At 70.6% G+C, this 16,884-nt stretch carries 17 protein-coding genes and 1 riboswitch; of the genes, 8 read left to right on the plus strand and 9 right to left on the minus strand.

Annotated elements, in window-relative coordinates; translation table 11 throughout:
• Positions 1-67: 67 nt before the first annotated feature.
• Entirely contained in the window at positions 68-145 is a 78-nt protein-coding gene (locus tag BSB02_RS43635; protein ID WP_420855877.1) for a 50S ribosomal protein bL37, read from the minus strand.
• A gap of 109 nt (positions 146-254) precedes the next feature.
• Here BSB02_RS43635 and BSB02_RS21695 point away from each other — a divergent pair, with 109 nt between their 5' ends.
• Positions 255-1,034 carry a DeoR/GlpR family DNA-binding transcription regulator gene (locus tag BSB02_RS21695; RefSeq protein ID WP_084961210.1) on the plus strand — a complete coding sequence of 260 codons (780 nt, stop codon included), beginning with the start codon at positions 255-257 and terminating at the stop codon, positions 1,032-1,034.
• A gap of 85 nt (positions 1,035-1,119) precedes the next feature.
• On the opposite strand, the gene BSB02_RS21700 is transcribed toward BSB02_RS21695, so the two are convergent.
• The gene (locus tag BSB02_RS21700; RefSeq protein WP_084961212.1) at positions 1,120-2,007 is read right to left on the minus strand and encodes an RNA-guided endonuclease InsQ/TnpB family protein; all 888 of its coding nucleotides are present in this window, start codon (positions 2,005-2,007) and stop codon (positions 1,120-1,122) included.
• 123 nt (positions 2,008-2,130) lie between these two features.
• On the opposite strand from BSB02_RS21700, the gene galT reads away from it, so the two are divergent.
• Complete coding sequence (galT, locus tag BSB02_RS21705; RefSeq protein ID WP_084961214.1) at positions 2,131-3,195, plus strand: galactose-1-phosphate uridylyltransferase; 1,065 nt, start codon at positions 2,131-2,133, stop codon at positions 3,193-3,195.
• A gap of 67 nt (positions 3,196-3,262) precedes the next feature.
• A riboswitch (cyclic di-AMP (ydaO/yuaA leader) is annotated at positions 3,263-3,405 on the plus strand.
• A gap of 3 nt (positions 3,406-3,408) precedes the next feature.
• Positions 3,409-4,356, plus strand: a complete 948-nt coding sequence (locus tag BSB02_RS21710) for a coiled-coil domain-containing protein (RefSeq protein WP_084961215.1) — start codon at positions 3,409-3,411, stop codon at positions 4,354-4,356.
• 172 nt (positions 4,357-4,528) lie between these two features.
• Here the strand turns inward: BSB02_RS21710 and BSB02_RS21715 are convergent, their stop codons facing one another.
• The 4 genes from BSB02_RS21715 to BSB02_RS21730 form a co-directional block, all read right to left on the minus strand.
• The gene (locus BSB02_RS21715; RefSeq protein ID WP_084961216.1) at positions 4,529-5,191 is read right to left on the minus strand and encodes a GAP family protein; all 663 of its coding nucleotides are present in this window, start codon (positions 5,189-5,191) and stop codon (positions 4,529-4,531) included.
• A gap of 7 nt (positions 5,192-5,198) precedes the next feature.
• Positions 5,199-5,600, minus strand: coding sequence for an MmcQ/YjbR family DNA-binding protein (locus BSB02_RS21720; protein WP_084961218.1), 402 nt, complete (start codon positions 5,598-5,600; stop codon positions 5,199-5,201).
• A gap of 38 nt (positions 5,601-5,638) precedes the next feature.
• Positions 5,639-6,955, minus strand: coding sequence for a M50 family metallopeptidase (locus tag BSB02_RS21725; RefSeq protein ID WP_084961220.1), 1,317 nt, complete (start codon positions 6,953-6,955; stop codon positions 5,639-5,641).
• 162 nt (positions 6,956-7,117) lie between these two features.
• The gene (locus BSB02_RS21730; RefSeq protein WP_084961222.1) at positions 7,118-8,233 is read right to left on the minus strand and encodes a PP2C family protein-serine/threonine phosphatase; all 1,116 of its coding nucleotides are present in this window, start codon (positions 8,231-8,233) and stop codon (positions 7,118-7,120) included.
• 118 nt (positions 8,234-8,351) lie between these two features.
• Between BSB02_RS21730 and BSB02_RS21735 the strand changes: the two genes are divergently transcribed.
• Both BSB02_RS21735 and BSB02_RS40675 read left to right on the plus strand, forming a co-directional pair.
• Positions 8,352-9,581 carry a GNAT family N-acetyltransferase gene (locus tag BSB02_RS21735; protein WP_084961224.1) on the plus strand — a complete coding sequence of 410 codons (1,230 nt, stop codon included), beginning with the start codon at positions 8,352-8,354 and terminating at the stop codon, positions 9,579-9,581.
• Positions 9,582-9,601: 20 nt separating this feature from the next.
• Positions 9,602-9,754, plus strand: a complete 153-nt coding sequence (locus BSB02_RS40675; RefSeq protein WP_158088696.1) for a hypothetical protein — start codon at positions 9,602-9,604, stop codon at positions 9,752-9,754.
• Positions 9,755-9,759: 5 nt separating this feature from the next.
• On the opposite strand, the gene BSB02_RS21740 is transcribed toward BSB02_RS40675, so the two are convergent.
• Entirely contained in the window at positions 9,760-10,230 is a 471-nt protein-coding gene (locus tag BSB02_RS21740; RefSeq protein ID WP_084961226.1) for a ribose-5-phosphate isomerase, read from the minus strand.
• Between the two features lie 71 nt (positions 10,231-10,301).
• On the opposite strand from BSB02_RS21740, the gene def reads away from it, so the two are divergent.
• Positions 10,302-10,787 (plus strand): peptide deformylase, encoded by a 486-nt coding sequence (gene def / locus BSB02_RS21745; RefSeq protein WP_084961229.1) that lies wholly within the window; start codon positions 10,302-10,304, stop codon positions 10,785-10,787.
• 136 nt (positions 10,788-10,923) lie between these two features.
• Positions 10,924-12,006, plus strand: a complete 1,083-nt coding sequence (locus BSB02_RS21750) for a serine hydrolase domain-containing protein (protein ID WP_143590985.1) — start codon at positions 10,924-10,926, stop codon at positions 12,004-12,006.
• A gap of 32 nt (positions 12,007-12,038) precedes the next feature.
• Here the strand turns inward: BSB02_RS21750 and BSB02_RS21755 are convergent, their stop codons facing one another.
• Both BSB02_RS21755 and BSB02_RS21760 read right to left on the minus strand, forming a co-directional pair.
• Positions 12,039-13,442: an aldehyde dehydrogenase family protein gene (locus BSB02_RS21755; protein WP_206184820.1), complete on the minus strand. Its 1,404-nt coding sequence runs from the start codon at positions 13,440-13,442 to the stop codon at positions 12,039-12,041.
• Positions 13,443-13,605: 163 nt separating this feature from the next.
• On the minus strand, positions 13,606-14,226 hold the full coding sequence (locus tag BSB02_RS21760; RefSeq protein ID WP_084961235.1) for a mycothiol-dependent nitroreductase Rv2466c family protein: 621 nt from the start codon (positions 14,224-14,226) through the stop codon (positions 13,606-13,608).
• A 60-nt stretch (positions 14,227-14,286) separates the two neighbouring features.
• Here BSB02_RS21760 and pepN point away from each other — a divergent pair, with 60 nt between their 5' ends.
• The gene (gene pepN, locus BSB02_RS21765; RefSeq protein ID WP_084961237.1) at positions 14,287-16,803 is read left to right on the plus strand and encodes an aminopeptidase N; all 2,517 of its coding nucleotides are present in this window, start codon (positions 14,287-14,289) and stop codon (positions 16,801-16,803) included.
• The last annotated feature ends 81 nt before the right edge of the window (positions 16,804-16,884 follow it).

Genomic DNA, 16,884 nt, shown 5'->3' on the forward strand with positions numbered 1-16,884 from the left:
GGATAGCAGGCCGAACAGCAGCCGAACAGCAGGCCGGACGGCTGGCCGCCAGGCTCCGCGCGGACGTCTAGCGGGCGGCCGGCCGCTTGCCGTGGTTGGCCTTCTTCTTCTTGCGGGCTTTGCTCTTGCGTGCTCGTTTCGCCATGCGGACAACGTCTCCCGAGCCGGCCGATCCGACAAGCCCCTTCGGGGAATCGCTCACAGTTCAACACTTTCATGTCATAATTTGATGGAATGTGTTGGAAGGAGACAGCGTGCTCGCACAGCAGCGGCAGCAGGCGATCCTCGAGCGGGTGCGGCGCGACGGCGGGGTCCGTGTCGCCGAGCTGGTGCGCGAGCTCGGCGTCTCCGACATGACCATCCGGCGCGACCTCGAGGCGCTGGCCGAGCGCGGCCTGGTGGAGAAGGTGCACGGCGGCGCCACGGCCTCCGGTCCGGGCTCGACCGAGGAGCCGGGCTTCACCGCCAAGGCCACGCGCCAGCGCGAGGAGAAGGAGGCGATCGCGCGCAGGGCCGCCCAGCTGGTACGGCCCGGCACCGCGATCGCGCTGTCGGCCGGGACCACCACGTGGGCGCTGGCGCAGTTCCTCACCGAGGTGCCCGAGCTGACCGTGATCACCAACTCGATCCCGGTCGCCGACGTCTTCCACCGCGTGCCGCGCAACGACCGCACGGTGGTGCTGACCGGCGGGGTGCGGACGCCGTCCGACGCCCTGGTGGGGCCCGTGGCGGTGGCGGCCATCCGCGGCCTGCACGTCGACACCCTCTTCCTGGGAGTGCACGGGATGAGCGTGCGCGCCGGGTTCACCACCCCCAACCTGCTGGAGTCCGAGACCGACCGGGCTCTGGTGGCCTGCGCGACCCGCCTGGTCGTACTGGCCGATCACACCAAGTGGCAGACCGTGGGCATCAGCACGATCGCCGAGCTGTCGCAGGCCGACGCGGTCGTCAGCGACGCCGGGCTGGAGGAGGCGGCGCGCCGCGAGCTGTCGGAGCACGTCGGAGAGCTGATCATCGCGGAGGTCCCGCGGTGAGCGGCGCCGGGAAGGATCAGCAGTCAGCTTCTCGGCCTTGAAAGGGCCGAGCTTGCGGCTCCTTGCCGTCGGTGGATCCGACGGTTCAGGCCGCGTCGTCGGCAGCGTGACTCACTGCCCGGCGACCGATGTTGATCGCCGCGATGTGGTCGGCAGGCCCAGCGAAGCCGCACGCCACACACAGAAAGGAGTCCCGATGGGGACGGTTGCGTTTCGCGCAGTGCCCGCATGCGGGGCAGGTGCGCGAGGTGTTACGCGGATCCACCAGCCGCACCGGCACTCCGGCGATCGCCGCCTTGTAGGTGATAAAGGCGCGGAGCTGGTGGAAGCCCCAGCTGTGCAGATCGGCACGCTGCGCCCGGGTAACCGTGACCCGGTCGCGGATGCCCTGGAGGTCTTCCAGGGCGATCCCAGACCGGGTGTCTTGGGCCTTGCCGACCAGATGCTTGCTGATCACGTGGTTGGTGTTGCGGGCGAACCGGGCTTCGGCGCGGCGGCGCTTCTTCAACAGCCGCTTGGCACTCTTGGTGGCCTTCTGCTGGAGACGGCGGCGCAGCATCAGGTTGCGGTAGCGGACCGCCCGCACGGCCTTGCCCGAGTGGGCTTGGCCGGTGGAGTCGGTGGCCAGGTTGACGATCCCCAGATCCACGCCGAGCCAGCCGTCCGGCTCCCCGTCCTTCGGGGGTTCGGGCACGTCGATCACCACGGCCAGGTAGAGCGTGCCGTCGCGACAGACCAGATCGGCCTGCCCGCGCATGGTCGTCCCGCTGGCGGAAAGCCAGCGGCCCTGGTAGGCGACCGGGACCAGGATACGCCCGGTCAGAGTCAGGATGGAAACCCAGTCGCGTCCTTTGAAGGTGAGGATGCGCTGGTCGTAGGCGACTTCGGCGGCGCGGTTGGCGGCGGCGTTGCAGGCCCGCATCGTCGCCAGCAGACTTTGGGCCTGCTCGGCGTCCGGGGCGAGTTTCAGCATTTCCGTCACCAAAACGCTACCGACGGTATCACTCAATGTTCATGGAAAGGATCACAATATGCACGACCGTTCCGCGCTTCCTCCCGGCCCTGAGGGACCGGGCTTCCGCGCTGTAGGTGTCCAGTGAAGCGCACCGTCACCCACCTGGCCGACGGCCGGGAGCTCATCTACTTCGACCGGCGCGACGACGCCGACCGCAGCGCCGTCGACCGCAGGCCCCTGGACCCCCGTCCGGTCGCCTCGGAGCTGCGCTACGACCCGCTCACCGACGAGTGGATCGCGATCGCGGGACACCGGCAGACGCGCACGTTCATGCCGCCGCCCGACCAGTGCCCGCTGTGCCCGTCGACGCCGGAGCGCGCCACGGAGATCCCCTCGCCCGACTACGACGTCGTGGTCTTCGAGAACCGCTTCCCGTCCTTCTCCACCAATCTCGGGATTTATCAGGATGTGGGGGGTTTGAGCGAGGTACGGCCAGGCGTGGGCAGATGCGAGGTCGTCTGCTTCACCTCCGACCACAACTCGAGCTTCTCCCAGCTCAGCGACGAGCAGGTGGAGCTCGTCATGGAGGCCTGGGCGGACCGCACCGCCGAGCTGTCCGCGATCGAAGGCGTCGAGCAGGTCTTCTGCTTCGAGAACCGGGGCGAGGAGATCGGCATCACGCTCCACCACCCGCACGGGCAGATCTACGCCTACCCCTACGTCACCCCGCGCACCCGCCTCCACCTGGCCGCCGCCGCCCGCCGGCCCACCCTGTTCGCCGACGTGCTGGCCGCCGAGCGGGCCTCCGGCGAGCGCGTGGTCGCGGCCAACGACCTGTGGACCGCCTTCGTGCCCGCCGCGGCGCGCTGGCCGTACGAGGTGCACATCTACCCGCACCGCCAGGTGCCCGACCTCACGGCCCTGTCCCAGGAGGAGCGCGCCGCCTTCGCGCCGCTCTACACCGGCGTCCTGCGGGCGTTCGACGCGCTGTTCGACCTCCGCATGCCGTACATCGCCGCCTGGCACCAGGCTCCCGTACGGCAGGGCCGCGAGCTGGCCTACCTCCACCTGGAGCTGTTCAGCATCCGGCGGGCGGCCGGCAAGCTCAAGTATCTGGCCGGGTCTGAGTCGGCGATGGGCGCGTTCGTCAACGACGTGCTGCCGGAGGAGGCGGCCCGAATGTTGCGATCACGGGTAGATCTCTAGTTGGTCTCGGCCTGGACTCGCGTTACCTCCGTTTTACTACTAGTATCCCTCTCGCATCGGCCGTCACGGCCGTTGCACGCCTAATCCTGGGCGCGTCGCCCGGGAGCCGGGGACCCACCCGTTGCCATGGGGTGAATCCACTTCGGTGGTAGGGCTTCTTTCCTTGCCCGAACCCGTCAGCTAACCCGGTCGGCAGTAAGGAGAGGAAGGTTCGTGGCGGCCAAGTCCGCACTGCTCGTCGCCGCAGCGCTCACGGCGGCGGCCCTGACCCTCGGCCCCTCCCCCGCCCTCGCGGCTCCCAAGCCCAGCGAGAGTGAGCTGCGGGCCGAGCTGAAACAGCTCAACGAGAAGGTCGACAAGCTCATCGAGCGCTACAACGCCAAGCGAGTCGAGCTCGCCAAGGCGCAGGAGGAGGAGAAGGCGGCCGAAGAGCGGCTGGCCGCCGCCGACGCGCAGCTGGCCGACGCCGAGTCGCTCGTCCGCAAGATCGCCCAGGCCTACTACCAGGGCGACCCCGCCATCGCCGGCATCCTGCCCCCCTCCAGCGCGGACGGCGCCGCCGTCATCGCGCAGGTCACCGAGGAGCAGCAGGCGGTCGTGCAGAGCGTCCAGGCCATGCGCGACGCCCGTCAGCGGGCCGCCGACGCGGCCGCGGCGCTCACCGTCAAGATCAAGCAGGACGCGGCCGAGGTCGCGGACCAGCGTGAGGAGGCCGAAGACCTCATCGCGGACATCAGGAAGAAGCTGGAGCAGCTGGTGCCGTACGGCACCGGCCGCCGCTCCGACGGCACCTGGGCGCCCGAGCTGCCCAGCGGGCCCGACCACATCACGCCGCGCACCCGCCTGATGCGCGACCAGATCAAGAAGACCTTCGACCTGAAGTACACGGTCGGCTGCTACCGGGTCGACGACTCCGGCGAGCATCCACTGGGCCGGGCCTGCGACTTCATGATGAGCCAGGGCGGCAGCATGCCCTCGGCCGCCGACAGCGCGCTGGGCGACCAGATCGCGGCCTGGGCGCTGAAGAACATGGACCGGCTCGGGGTGAAGTACGTCATTTGGAAGCAGCGGATCAACATGGGTTCGGGGTGGCGGGCGATGGAGGACCGCGGCAGCATCACCGCGAACCATTGGGACCACGTGCACATCTCGATGCACTAGGCCCTCCTGGCTTGGCGTGCCCGGGCGTCTGGCGCGGAAGCCCGGGCACGCCATATGCATCGCCGGTCCCGGCCCGGCCTGCCGCACCGGGCCGGGACCGGGGTGCCATCCCAAGGGTGTCCGCCCTGCGCCGCAGCCGCGCGAGCGCTGCATGGCCAGGTCAGCGTGACGGTCAGCGCTGCAGCGCCGACAGCGCGTCCAGGGCCAGCAGCACGCCGACGATCCCCAGCGCCCAGCCGACGGCCGAGGCGGAGTGCTTCAGCAGCCAGGCACGCAATCGCTCCAGCTTGGGGTCCAGCCAGCGGCTCGCCACCGTGCGCGCGGCGAGCAGGGCCAGCGCCGGCACCACCATCACCACGACGTACCCGGCAAGCAGGACCGCCCACTGCGCCACGGGCAGCTCCGCCTTGGTCATGATGCCGACGGCCGCCAGGTAGGGCACCATGGTGGCGACCTCGACCAGGCCCGCGGTGAGCGCGACCAGCGCCATCACGCGGGGGCCGCCGAGCCGCGGCTCCCACAGCGGCCGGTAGCCGCGCTTCTTGGAGTCGAAGCGCCAGCTGAGCGCGAACAGCCCGACCCCGATGGCCAGCTGCACCCAGGACGCGGTCCGGCTGGCGAGCGCGTCGCCGAACCGCTCCAGCAGCGCGCCCAGTCCTAACATGAGCGCCGCGCCGACGGCGAAGTAGAACGCCGAGATCGTCGCCAGGTAGACGAGCAGGCGCTTCGCCGTGGCGCCGCTCAGCATGAGCACCACGGGCACCCCCAGCGTGCCGAAGCTCGTGCTGTCGACCAGGGCGAGCGCGACCAGCGTGACAACAAGCCCGATCGTCATGCCACGATCATGCGTCTCCCGCTCCGGGGGATTCCTCCTTCGCGATGCCCATCTCGGCATACATCTTTGTGATGAGCGTCTTGGGCGCGACCGCCCGGTAGGCGTCGGCGACGATCTCGGCGACCTCCTCCCAGTCCACCTCGACGTCGAGGTAGACCCCGAGCCAGCCGCGGTGGCCGACGTACGGCGGGCGGAAGAAGCGCCCGGGGTCCTCGGCGACCAGCTCCTCCTGCACGCCCGGCGGCGCCGCGCACCAGAACGCGACGCGGTCGTCGTGATGGTGGTCGGCGTACATGACGAAGGTCTTCTTGCCGCGCACGAACCAGGTCGGCTCGCCGTGGCTGAGCCGTTCGGTGACCTCGGGCAGCGCCATGCAGATGCGTCTCAGCTCCGTGAGGGGATCGACCATAGCCGCAACCTACGGCACGGACCCCGCGGGCGTCCGGGTCAGCCCGTGAGCCGGACCGGGTTGACCAGGTCCGCGTAGACCAGCAGCCCGGCCATGAAGATCATCACGAAGGCCAGCGCGTAGGTCAGCGGGAGCACCTTCGCCACGTCCACGTAGGCGGGCTCGGGGCGGCGCATGACCTTGGCGTAGGCCCGCTTGATCCCCTCCCAGAGGCCGCCCGCGATGTGGCCGCCGTCGAGCGGCAGCAGCGGGATGAGGTTGAACATGCCCACCGCGAGGTTGAAGCCGGCCAGCAGGTTGATGAAGAAGGCGAGCTTGTTCTCCACCGTGGTGTCGAGGCTGGCGATCTCGCCGCCGATGCGGCCCACGCCCACCACGCCGATGGGCCCGTAGGGGTCGCGCTCCTCTCCGGAGAAGGCCGCGTTCCACACCCCGACCATGCGGTTGGGGAGGTTGACCAGCGACTTGGCGACGCTGCCGGTCAGCTCGGCCATGTGGGTGGCGACGAAGCCGACGCCCTGCCGTTCCATGACCTGCTGCGGCATGACGCCGAGGAAGCCCACGCCCTTCTCCAGCTCGCGGGTGTCGTCGAGCTTGGGGCGGTCCTGGGCGATCAGGGTGACGTCGACGGTCAGCGGCCGGCCGTCGCGCACGATGCCCAGCTTGATGGGCCCGGCGCCGTGGCCGCGGATCATGTCCCTGGCGTCCTCCCAGGAATCGATCGGCTGGCCGTTGAAGGACACGAGGCGGTCGCCGACCTTCAGGCCGGCCGCCACGGCCGGGGTCTTGGGGTCACTGGGGGTGCAGGTGCGGTCAGGGTTGGCCTTGACCTCGGAGTAGGGGATGACGCACTGGGAGAGCTGGGCGATGACCGGCTTCTCGACCGCCACGCCGAAGCCCATGAACAGCACGCCGAACAGGAAGAAGGCCAGCACGAAGTTCATGAACGGGCCGCCGGCCATGATGATCGTCTTCTGCCACCACTTCTTGCGGTAGAAGACCCTGTTCTCGTCGCCGGGCCGTACCTCCTCCTGGGCCATGTCGCGCACCTGGTCGATGAGCGCCTGGAAGGGGCCGGTGGAGGCGCCGCGCAGCTTGCCGGGGTCGTCGCCCTGGCGCGGCGGCAGCATGCCGATCATGCGGATGTAGCCGCCGAAGGGCAGCCACTTGATGCCGTACTCCGTCTCGCCCTTGCGCCGTGACCACATGGTGGGGCCGAAGCCGACCATGTACTGCGTCACACGCACGCCGAAGAGCTTGGCGGGCAGGAGGTGGCCGATCTCGTGCAGGCCGATCGAGACCATCAGGCCGACGAGGATGATGGCGATCCCCGCCACGTAATACAACCAGTCCATCCACGACCTCCCGTAGGCCCCAGACTAGTCGAACTCTCCCGGGCCGCAGGGATCGCCGAACTTTTGCCGGGCGAGGATCGCAGGCCAGTGATGGCGCGCACGATCCGCGCACAATCCGGCACACAGTGCGATACGTGTCGTTGGTCACGTCACCGGACCGGGTCAGGGGCGCCAGATGAGCACGAGCGCGCAGTCGTCGTCGGCGGTGCCCGTCGACATGGCGTTGACCAGCGCCCGCGCCCCGTCGCGGAACCCGGCCGGCAGCAGCCGCTCGGCCTCGCCCAGCAGCCGGTCGAGGCCCGCGTCGATGTCGCGCCCGGGCTGCTCGATCAGCCCGTCGGTGTACAGCAGCAGCGCGTCGCCCCTGCGCAGCACCCCGCTGTCGGGCTCGCACTGCAGGTCGGGAACGACGCCGAGGACCACGCCCTTGGCGGAGGCGATCTGCCAGCTGCCCGACCCGGCGTCGAACTTCACCACCGGCGGATGCCCGGCCGAGGTGATCTCGTAGGCCCCGGTCGCCAGGTCCAGCCGCACGTGGACGGCGGTGACGAAGCCCTCGTCGGCCTTCTGCCGGTGCAGGTAGGCGTTGCAGGCGGCCAGGAAGTCCGTCGCCGAGCCCAGCAGCCCGCCGAAGGTGCCCGACAGCAGCAGCGCCCTGGTGCCCGCGTCGGCGCCCTTGCCGGACACGTCGACCAGCGCGATCTCCAGCCGGTCCCCGTCGCGCAGGGAGACCACGAAGTCGCCGCCGAAGGAGGACCCGCCCGCCTGCTTCAGGACGACCTTGCCGCCCCAGTCCTTGGGCAGCGGCGGCAGCTCGCTCTGGCGTTTGAGCCGGTCGCGCAGCTCCAGCAGCATGGCGTCGCCGCGCAGCCCCTGCATGCCGAGCTTGCCGCGGGTGCGTGCCATGAGAGCGGCCAGCACGGCGGTGAAGCCCGTCGTCGCCAGCAGCCCGGCGCCGAGCGCCTGCCAGCCCCTGACCACCGCGACGTAGCCGAGGGCCACGGCCACCGCCGTCAGCAGCTTGGCCAGGCTCCGCAGCCGCAGCTGCAGGCCGCCGACGAGGATGACGAGGATGAGCAGCGAGGGCGAGAACCACTCCATGTTCACCCGCGCCAGCGCGGCGATCAGCAACGCCGTCAGCGACAGCGTGATCAGCAGATTGCGGTCGCGGGCCAGCGGTCCGCGACGGAGGAACCGCACGAACGGCACCAGGAACGGCACCCGCACAAGGAACGCGCGGAGCCGTGGCGGGATCAGCGGCGCCGGACGTGAACTCATGATGCGCTCGACTGTATCGGTATGACCGGCCGTCAGGCAGCCGACTTGACCAATGCCTTGATCATTTAGCACGGATATTCGGTGGCCGTCCGGCTTTGGCCACTCCTACGGTGGATGGATGAGCTTCCCCATTCGCCCCTTCGGCGAGGACGAGTTCGGCGCCTTCGCCGATGTGCTGAACGAGGCCTTCGGCTGGGCGCCGACTCCCAAGGAGCTGGAGCGCTGGAAGGCCGGCACGGAGTTCGACCGCACGCTGGCGGCCTTCGACGGCGACCGCATGGTCGGCACGGCCGGGGCCTACACCTTCCAGATGACCGTGCCCGGCGGCCGGCTGCCGGTGGCGGGCGTGACCACGGTCGGCGTGCTGCCCTCGCACCGCCGCCGTGGCATCCTGTCGGCGCTGATGCGCCGCCAGCTGGCCGACGTCCGCGAGCGCGGCGAGCCGGTCGCCGCCCTCTACGCCTCCGAGGCGGTCATCTACGGCCGCTTCGGGTACGGCAGGGCCTCCGACGACCTGTCGTTCCGCATCCCCACCCATCGCTCCTCGTTCGTCCGCCACGCCCCCGTCGATCCGGCGTTGCGCCTGACGGTCGTCAAGCCGGCCGAGCGCCGCGCCGACTTCGAGCGGCTCTTCGAGGCGGTCGTGGACGGGCGGCCGGGGCAGTACCGCAGGAACGAGCACTTCTGGAACGGCGTGCTGGCCGACGAGGAGTCCGACCAGGGCGGCAACGGGCCGCTGCGCGCGCTCCTCGCCGAGGACCCCGGCGGCGTGCGCGGGTACGCGCTGTTCCGCGTCAAGTCCAAGTGGTCCGACACCGGCATCCCCGACGGCGAGCTGTTCCTCAACGAGCTCTACGCCGCCGACCCGGCGGCCTACGCGCTGCTGTGGCGAGGCGTCCTGGACCGCGACCTGGTCACGCACGTCAAGGCTCCCGGGCGTCCCGTCGACGACCCGATCACGCAGCTGCTGGCCGACACCCGCCAGCTGCAGGCGCGGCACGGCGACGACCTGTGGGTGCGCGTGGTGGAGGTCGACAAGGCGCTGACGGGCCGCGCGTACTCCGCCGCCGTGGACGTGGTGCTCGACGTGGCCGACGACGTCTGCCCGTGGAACGCCCGCCGGTGGCGGCTCACCGCCGACCCCGCCGGCGCCGAGTGCAAGCCGACCGACGAGGAGCCGGACATCTCGCTGCCCGTCTCGTCGCTGGGCGGCGCCTACCTGGGGGCCGGGTCGCTGGCGGCCCAGCTGGAGGCGGGGCTGGTCGCCGAGCACGCGGCGGGAGCCGTACGGCGGCTGGCCACCGCCATGTCGTGGACCCCCAAGCCCTGGGCCGGGCTTGTTTTCTGAGCCTGTGTTCTAATCGAGACATGGCACTGCAGAGCTTGCAGATCACCGCGGTCGTCGCCATGCGCGCCCGCGACGTGTCCAGGCCGAGCAAGGAGCAGCTGGAGGCGGCGGACCGGCGGCCCCTGCGCGACGAGATGCCCAGGAACCCGCGCAAGGGCCGCCAGAACGGCTGACGCGGTTACTGGGGCAGCGGCGGCAGCTGGCCGATGGTCTCGTAGGAGGCCAGCTGCGCGATCCGGCGGCTGTGCCGTTCGGCGCCGGAAAACGCCGTGCCCAGGAAGACCTCGACGAACCGCGTGGCGTCCTCGGTGGGGTGCATGCGCGCCCCGACGCTGACCACGTTGGCGTTGTTGTGCTCGCGTGCCAGGCGGGCCGTCTCCTCGCTCCAGGCCAGCGCGGCCCTGATGCCGCGGACCTTGTTGGCCGCGATCTGCTCGCCGTTGCCGGACCCGCCGATCACCACGCCGAGGCTGCCCGGGTCGCCCGCCACGCCCTCGGCCGCCCTCAGCACGAACGCCGGGTAGTCGTCCTCGGCGTCGTAGACGAACGGACCGCAGTCGACGACCTCGTGGCCGTGCTCCTTCAACCAGGACACGAGGTGGTTCTTCAGCTCAAAGCCGGCATGGTCGGCACCGATGTAGACACGCACACGGCAAGTCTTTCACAGTCGCTAGAGTAAGAGGCGGCAAGCTCTGGTGACCCTTACTCGTGGAGTGATCCATGCGCGACATCCGCGTCATCGGCGACCCCGTGCTGCGCACGCCCGCCGAGCCCGTCGTCGATTTCGACCGGGAGCTGCGCCGCCTGATCGACGAGATGTTCGAGGCCATGTACGCCGCCGAGGGCGTGGGACTGGCGGGGCCGCAGATCGGGGTGCCGCGGCGGCTGTTCGTCTACGACGTCAACGGGCGCAGGGGCCACGTGGTCAACCCGGTGCTCACCGTGGACGACGCCGAGGAGGTGCTGGACCACGAGGGCTGCCTGTCCGTCCCCGGCCGCGAGACGCGCAAGCCGCTCTACGCCCCCACGCCCCGCGCCGCCGGGGTGACCGTGACCGGCGTCGACCGCCTGGGCCGTCCCGTCAGCGTGCGGGCCCGCGGCACGCTCGCCCGGTGCTTCCAGCACGAGGTGGACCACCTCGACGGCAGGCTGTTCGTCGACCTGCTGCCCAAGAGCGAGGCGCGCAAGATCATGCTCCAGACGTAGGCCGGGCGAGCCGGGCGGCGGGCGGGCTGGTCGGATAGCTCGCCCGATATGGGGGGCGAATACGGAGGGATGCAAGCGGGCTGCAGGCGGTGACGGCTATCACGGGAGGGCACCAACCGCACCAGGGGAGCCAGACATGAACCATCCCGTCCCGTCGTCACGCATGCTCGGCAAGGTGAGACGCTGGGCGACGTGCCTCGCCGCCGCGGCGGTGGCCGTCACCACGGCGGCCACCGCTCCGGCCGTCGCCGAGACCGGCACCGCGGCCGGTAGCGCGGCCAGCGTCCAGGACCGCGTCAACGCCGCCCTCCGCTCGTGGATGTACGCGAACGGCGTCAGCAACGCGGGCCTCGCCGTGATGCGCGACAACGACCTCGTCGGCTCCTACGGCTACAACGAGATGTCGGCCGAGTCGCCCGCCAACGTGGCGTCGCTGTCCAAGGCGATCACCGGCGTGTGCGTCATGTCGCTCGTCGACAACGGCCGCCTCGGCCTCGGCACGCGGCTCGGCTCGATCCGCGGCCTGCGCCTGACCATCGGCCCGCGTGCCGCCCGGATCGCCCGCAACATCACGATCGAGGAGCTTCTGCGCCACCGCAGCGGCATCACGTTCGACCCGTCGCAGGCCGGGCTGGCCGGGATCCCCAACGCGGACTCCTCCGACGTGATCCTCATCCGCCGTGCCCTGTCCCGGCCGCTCGCCGCCCGCCCCGCGGCCGAGTCCTACAACAACGTCAATTACGCCCTGCTCGGCCATGTGATCCAGGTCGTCAGCGGCGAGCCGTACGAGAGCTACTGCCGGCGGATGGCGCTGGCCCCGCGCGGCGCGAACGGGCGCATCGGCCCGGGCACGCGGGCCATGGGCGCGTTCGGCGGGTGGGAGATCTCGGCGGTCGACTACGCGATGTTCGCGCGGGCGTACGACAAGAGGTCGCGGCTGATGAGCCCGGCGGCGCACCGGTTCATCGACGCCATGGGGTCGGCCGCCTCGCCGACGGCGTCGCTGGGGATGTACGTGGTCCACGCGCCGAAGGGGCGGAACCTCTTCCACCACGGCAACTGGCGGTCGACGGCGACGACGCCGAACGAGTTCAGCGCCTTCTTCGCCATGTGGAACAACGGCGTCTCGGTCGTCGTCACCTACGACCGGATGGTGAGCGACGCGGCGCGGGTGTCGCTGGACAACATGTTGCGGGAGGCGGCGTTCAGCCAGGGCTGACGGCCGTGACCGGACCTCCTCCGACTAGACGCCTAGAACTGCAGGGCCTTGGTCTCGAAGTACTCCTCGAGCCCTTCCTCGCCCAGCTCCCGCCCCAGTCCCGACTGCTTGTAGCCGCCGAAGGGGGCCTGCGGGTTGAACGAGCCGCCGTTGATGGACACCTGGCCGGTGCGCAGGCGGCGGGCCACCGCGACGGCCCGTTCCTCCGAGCCCGCCCAGACGGCGCCCGAAAGGCCGTAGGGCGTGCCGTCCGCGATCGCGACCGCCTGGTCCTCGCTCGTGTACGGGATGATCGACAGGACCGGCCCGAAGATCTCCTCCTGCTCGATCGTCATCCCCGGCTCGACGCCCGCGAAGACCGTAGGCTCGACGTAGTAGCCCCGTTCGAGCGGGGGCTCGGTGCCGCCGGTGACGAGGCGGGCGCCCTCCTCCTGACCCCGGTTGATGTAGCGGACCACCCGGTCGCGCTGCCGTTCGGACACGAGGGGGCCCAGGCGCGTGCCCTCGGCGAAGGGGTCGCCGACGGTGTACTTGCGCGCGGCCTCGACGGCGAGCTGGACGGCCGTGTCGTAGTGGTCGCGGTGGACGATCATGCGGGACAGGGCCGAGCAGGTCTGGCCGGAGTTGACGAAGGCGTTGGCGACGCCCACCTTGACGGCGGCGCCGAGGTCGGCGTCGGGCAGGATGATCGTCGCGGACTTGCCGCCGAGCTCCAGGGCCACGCGCTTGACGGTCTCGGAGGCCAGCGCGGCGACGCGGCGGCCCACCGCCGAGGAGCCGGTGAAGGAGACCATGTCGATCTCGGGGTGGGTGGCGATCGCCTCGCCGACGACGGGCCCGACGCCGCTGACGAGGTTGAAGACGCCCGGGGGCAGGCCCACCTCGTGGAAGATCTCCGCCAGCGCGTAGGCGGCCAGGGGCGCCACCTCGCTGGGCTTGAGCACGACCGTGCACCCGGCGGCCAGGGCCGGGGCGACCTTGCAGACGATCTGGTGGAGCGGGTAGTTCCAGGGGGTGATCGCCCCGACGACGCCCACGGGCTCCTTGACGACGAGCGAGTTGCCGACGCGCCGCTCGCGGGGGTGGCTCTCGGCGAGCTGCGCGTAGGAGGCGAGCACGCCGGCCGGCATCAGCGTCTGGACCTTCAGGGCGAAGCCGTACGGCGCGCCCATGTCGGTGGCGATCGTGCGGGCCAGCTCGGGCGCCCGTTGCCTGATCAGGTCGGCGGCGGCGGCCAGGAGCTTGGCGCGGTCGGCGGGAGCCGTACCCGACCAGGAGGGGAAGGCGGCACGGGCGGCACGGGCGGCGGCGTCCACGTCGGACGCGGAGCCGGCGGGCACGCGGTCGATGACCGCTTCTGTGGCGGGGTTGACGACGTCGACGCCCTCACCGGATGCCGAGGCGGTCCACGCCCCGTTGACATAGAGCTGACGCATGGCCCCCATCCTTACGCGCCTTCCCGGACAAAGCGAGCCCGCCCGGCCGTGCGGGCCGCCCGCGCTGTCCTTCCTTCCAGCAGGGTACGGCGGAGCGGCCACGCCGGCAGGAGATGTCGGAGATCTCGGGAAACTCTCAGCAAGGATGGCGCGTCGAGAGGGCTCAGTCGAAGGCCGGCTCCGCCGTCCTGGACCGCTTGATCTCGTAGAAGAACTCGTAGCCGGCCACGGTGAGCACGCCGTCCCACAGCCGCCCGGCCTCCTCGCCGCGCGGGATGCGGCTCAGCACGGGGCCGAAGAACGCCGTCCCCTCCACCGCGATCACCGGCGTGCCGACCTCCTGGCCGACCAGGCCGATGCCCGCGTGGTGGGACTCCCTGACGACCTCGTCGTACTCGTCGGACTCCATGACCTCGGCCAGGGCGACGTCGAGGCCCGCGGCGGCGAGGGAGTCGGCGACGGTCTCCGGCAGGCGGCCGGGCTGGTCGATGAGGCCCTGGTTGTGCAGGCGCGTGCCGAGCTCGGTGTACAGCGGCCCGACGACGTGGTCGCCGTACTTCTGCTGCGCGGCGGCGACGACACGGACGACCTCGATGGACCGCGCGATCTTGGCCCGGTAGTCGTCGGAGACGTCCTTGTCCTCGTTCAGCACGGTCAGGCTCATGACGTGCCAGCGAGGCTCGATGGGGCGAACCTTCTCAACTTCGAGGAGCCATCGTGACGTAATCCAGGCGAAGGGGCAGAAAGGATCGAACCAAAGGTCTACGGGGGTCTTCGCTGTCATGGCAAGCAATAACCTTGAGCACCGAGGACGATATTCCATGAACGACAACAGGAGCGGATCGTGGCAGGCAACCTGACCCGGGACGAGGCACGAGAGCGCGCCCGGTTGCTGAAGGTCGAGTCGTATGCTGTGGAGCTCGACCTGCGGGTCGGTGAGGAACGCTTCGACAGCGTCACCACGGTCCGCTTCACCGGGCTGCGGCCGGGCGCGTCCACCTTCATCGACCTGCATGGCGCAAACGTTTACAAGGTCACGCTCAACGGCACGGATCTCGACGTGTCCACCTACGACGCGGAGAAGGGCCGCTTCCCGCTGCCGGAGATCGCCGAGACCAACGAGCTGCGGATCGAGGCCGACTGCGCCTACATGCGCACCGGCGAGGGCCTGCACCGCTTCGTCGACCCGGTCGACAAGAACGTCTACCTCTACACGCAGTTCGAGACGGCCGACGCGCACCGCATGTACGCGTGCTTCGACCAGCCCGACCTGAAGGCCACCTTCGAGCTGACCGTGCACGCGCCCGAGAACTGGAAGGTCGTCTCCAACGCCGCGCCCGACAGCGTGGAGAACGGCCGCTGGCACTTCCCGCCCACGCCGGTGATGTCCACCTACGTCACCGCGCTGTGCGCCGGGCCGTACCACGAGGTCAGGTCCGAGCACGACGGCATCCCGCTGGGGATCTACTGCCGGGCCTCGCTGGCCGAGCACCTGGACGCCGACAACATTTTCGAGATCACCCGGCAGGGCTTCGACTTCTTCCACAAGGTCTTCGGCATCCGCTACCCGTTCGGCAAGTACGACCAGCTGTTCGTGCCGGAGTTCAACGCCGGGGCGATGGAGAACGCCGGGTGCGTCACGTTCCTGGAGGACTACGTCTTCCGCTCCCGCGTGACCGACGCGCTGGTGGAGCGCCGCGCCGAGACGATCCTGCACGAGATGGCGCACATGTGGTTCGGCGACCTGGTCACCATGCGCTGGTGGGACGACCTGTGGCTGAACGAGTCGTTCGCCACCTACGCCAGCGTGCTGTGCCAGGCGGAGGCGACCAGGTGGGGCCAGGGCGCCTGGACGACCTTCGCCAACGTCGAGAAGACCTGGGCCTACCGGCAGGACCAGCTGCCCTCCACGCACCCGATCGCCGCCGACATCCCCGACATGCAGGCGGTCGAGGTCAACTTCGACGGCATCACCTACGCCAAGGGCGCCAGCGTGCTCAAGCAGCTGGTGGCCTACGTGGGGCTGGAGAACTTCCTGGCCGGGGTGCGCGACTACTTCAACGACCACAAGTGGGGCAACACCACGCTGATGGACCTGCTCGGCGCGCTGGAGCGCACCAGCGGGCGCGACCTGTCGGCCTGGTCCAAGGAGTGGCTGGAGACGGCGGGCGTCAACACGCTGCGGCCCTCCTTCACCGTGACCGACGGCCGGTTCGACAGCTTCGAGGTGCTGCAGGAGGCCCACCCCGACTGGCCGACGCTGCGCTCGCACCGCGTGGCCGTCGGCCTGTACTCCCTGCGGGACGGCGTCCTGACCCGCACCAAGCGGGTCGAGCTCGACGTGGTGGGCGCCAGGACCGCCGTGCCCGAACTGGTGGGCGTCGAGCGCCCGGACCTGGTGCTGCTCAACGACGACGACCTGACCTACGCCAAGATCCGCCTGGACGACCGGTCGCTGGAGACCCTGGTCGGCGGCGGCATCAACGCCTTCGAGGCGTCGCTGCCCCGCGCCCTGTGCTGGTCGGCCGCCTGGGACATGACCCGCGACGGGGAGATGCGCGCCCGCGACTACGTCAAGCTGGTCGCCTCCGGCGTGGGCACGGTCAAGGACATCACGGTGCTGCAGGCCATCCTGAACCAGGCGCGGCTGGCCACCCAGCAGTACGCCGACCCGGCGTGGCGGGCCGAGGGGCTGGCGCTGCTGGCCTCGACCCTGCGCTCCCTGCTCGCCACGGCCGAGCCCGGCTCGGACCACCAGCTCGCCTACGTCAACGCCCTCTCGCAGGTGGCGATCTCGGCCGGCGACCTCGACTACCTGCAGGGCATCCTCGACGGCTCGGCCGTGCCCGAGGGGCTGTCGGTGGACGCGGACCTGCGCTGGACGCTGACGCGCGCCCTGGTCGCGGGCGGCCGGCTGGGCGAGCACGACATCGCGGCCGAGCTGCGGCGCGACGCCACGGCCTCGGGCGAGCGGTCGGCGGCGCTGTGCCGGGCCGCGATCCCGACGCCGCAGGCCAAGGAGGCCGCCTGGGCGTCGATCACCGGAGGGGAGCTGGCCAACGCGATCCTGCGCAGCACGATCGGCGGCTTCCAGGAGCCGCACCACGTCGAGCTGCTCAGGCCGTACCGGGAGAGGTACTTCGCCGAGGTGGGGCGCGTCTACCGGGAGTGGACGTTCGACAGCGCGCAGACCTTCGCCAACGGCTGCTTCCCTGCGCTGGTGATCGAGCAGGAGACCGTAGACGCCGCCGAGGCGTTCCTGGCCTCGGGCGACGTCCCGCACGCGCTGCGCCGGATGATCATGGAGGGCGCCGACGGCGTGCGCAGGGCGCTGCGCAACCGCGCCACCGACGCCGCCTGACCTCCGTCTCCTCCGAGCAGGGCCCCCGCCACGGCAGGGGCCCTGCCGCGTTTGCGGCTCTTGACAGGGAGGCGTCCGCGC

Origin of the sequence: Thermoactinospora rubra (genome assembly GCF_002093975.1) — a bacterium.
In the GTDB taxonomy this organism is placed as follows: domain Bacteria; phylum Actinomycetota; class Actinomycetes; order Streptosporangiales; family Streptosporangiaceae; genus Nonomuraea; species Nonomuraea rubra_A.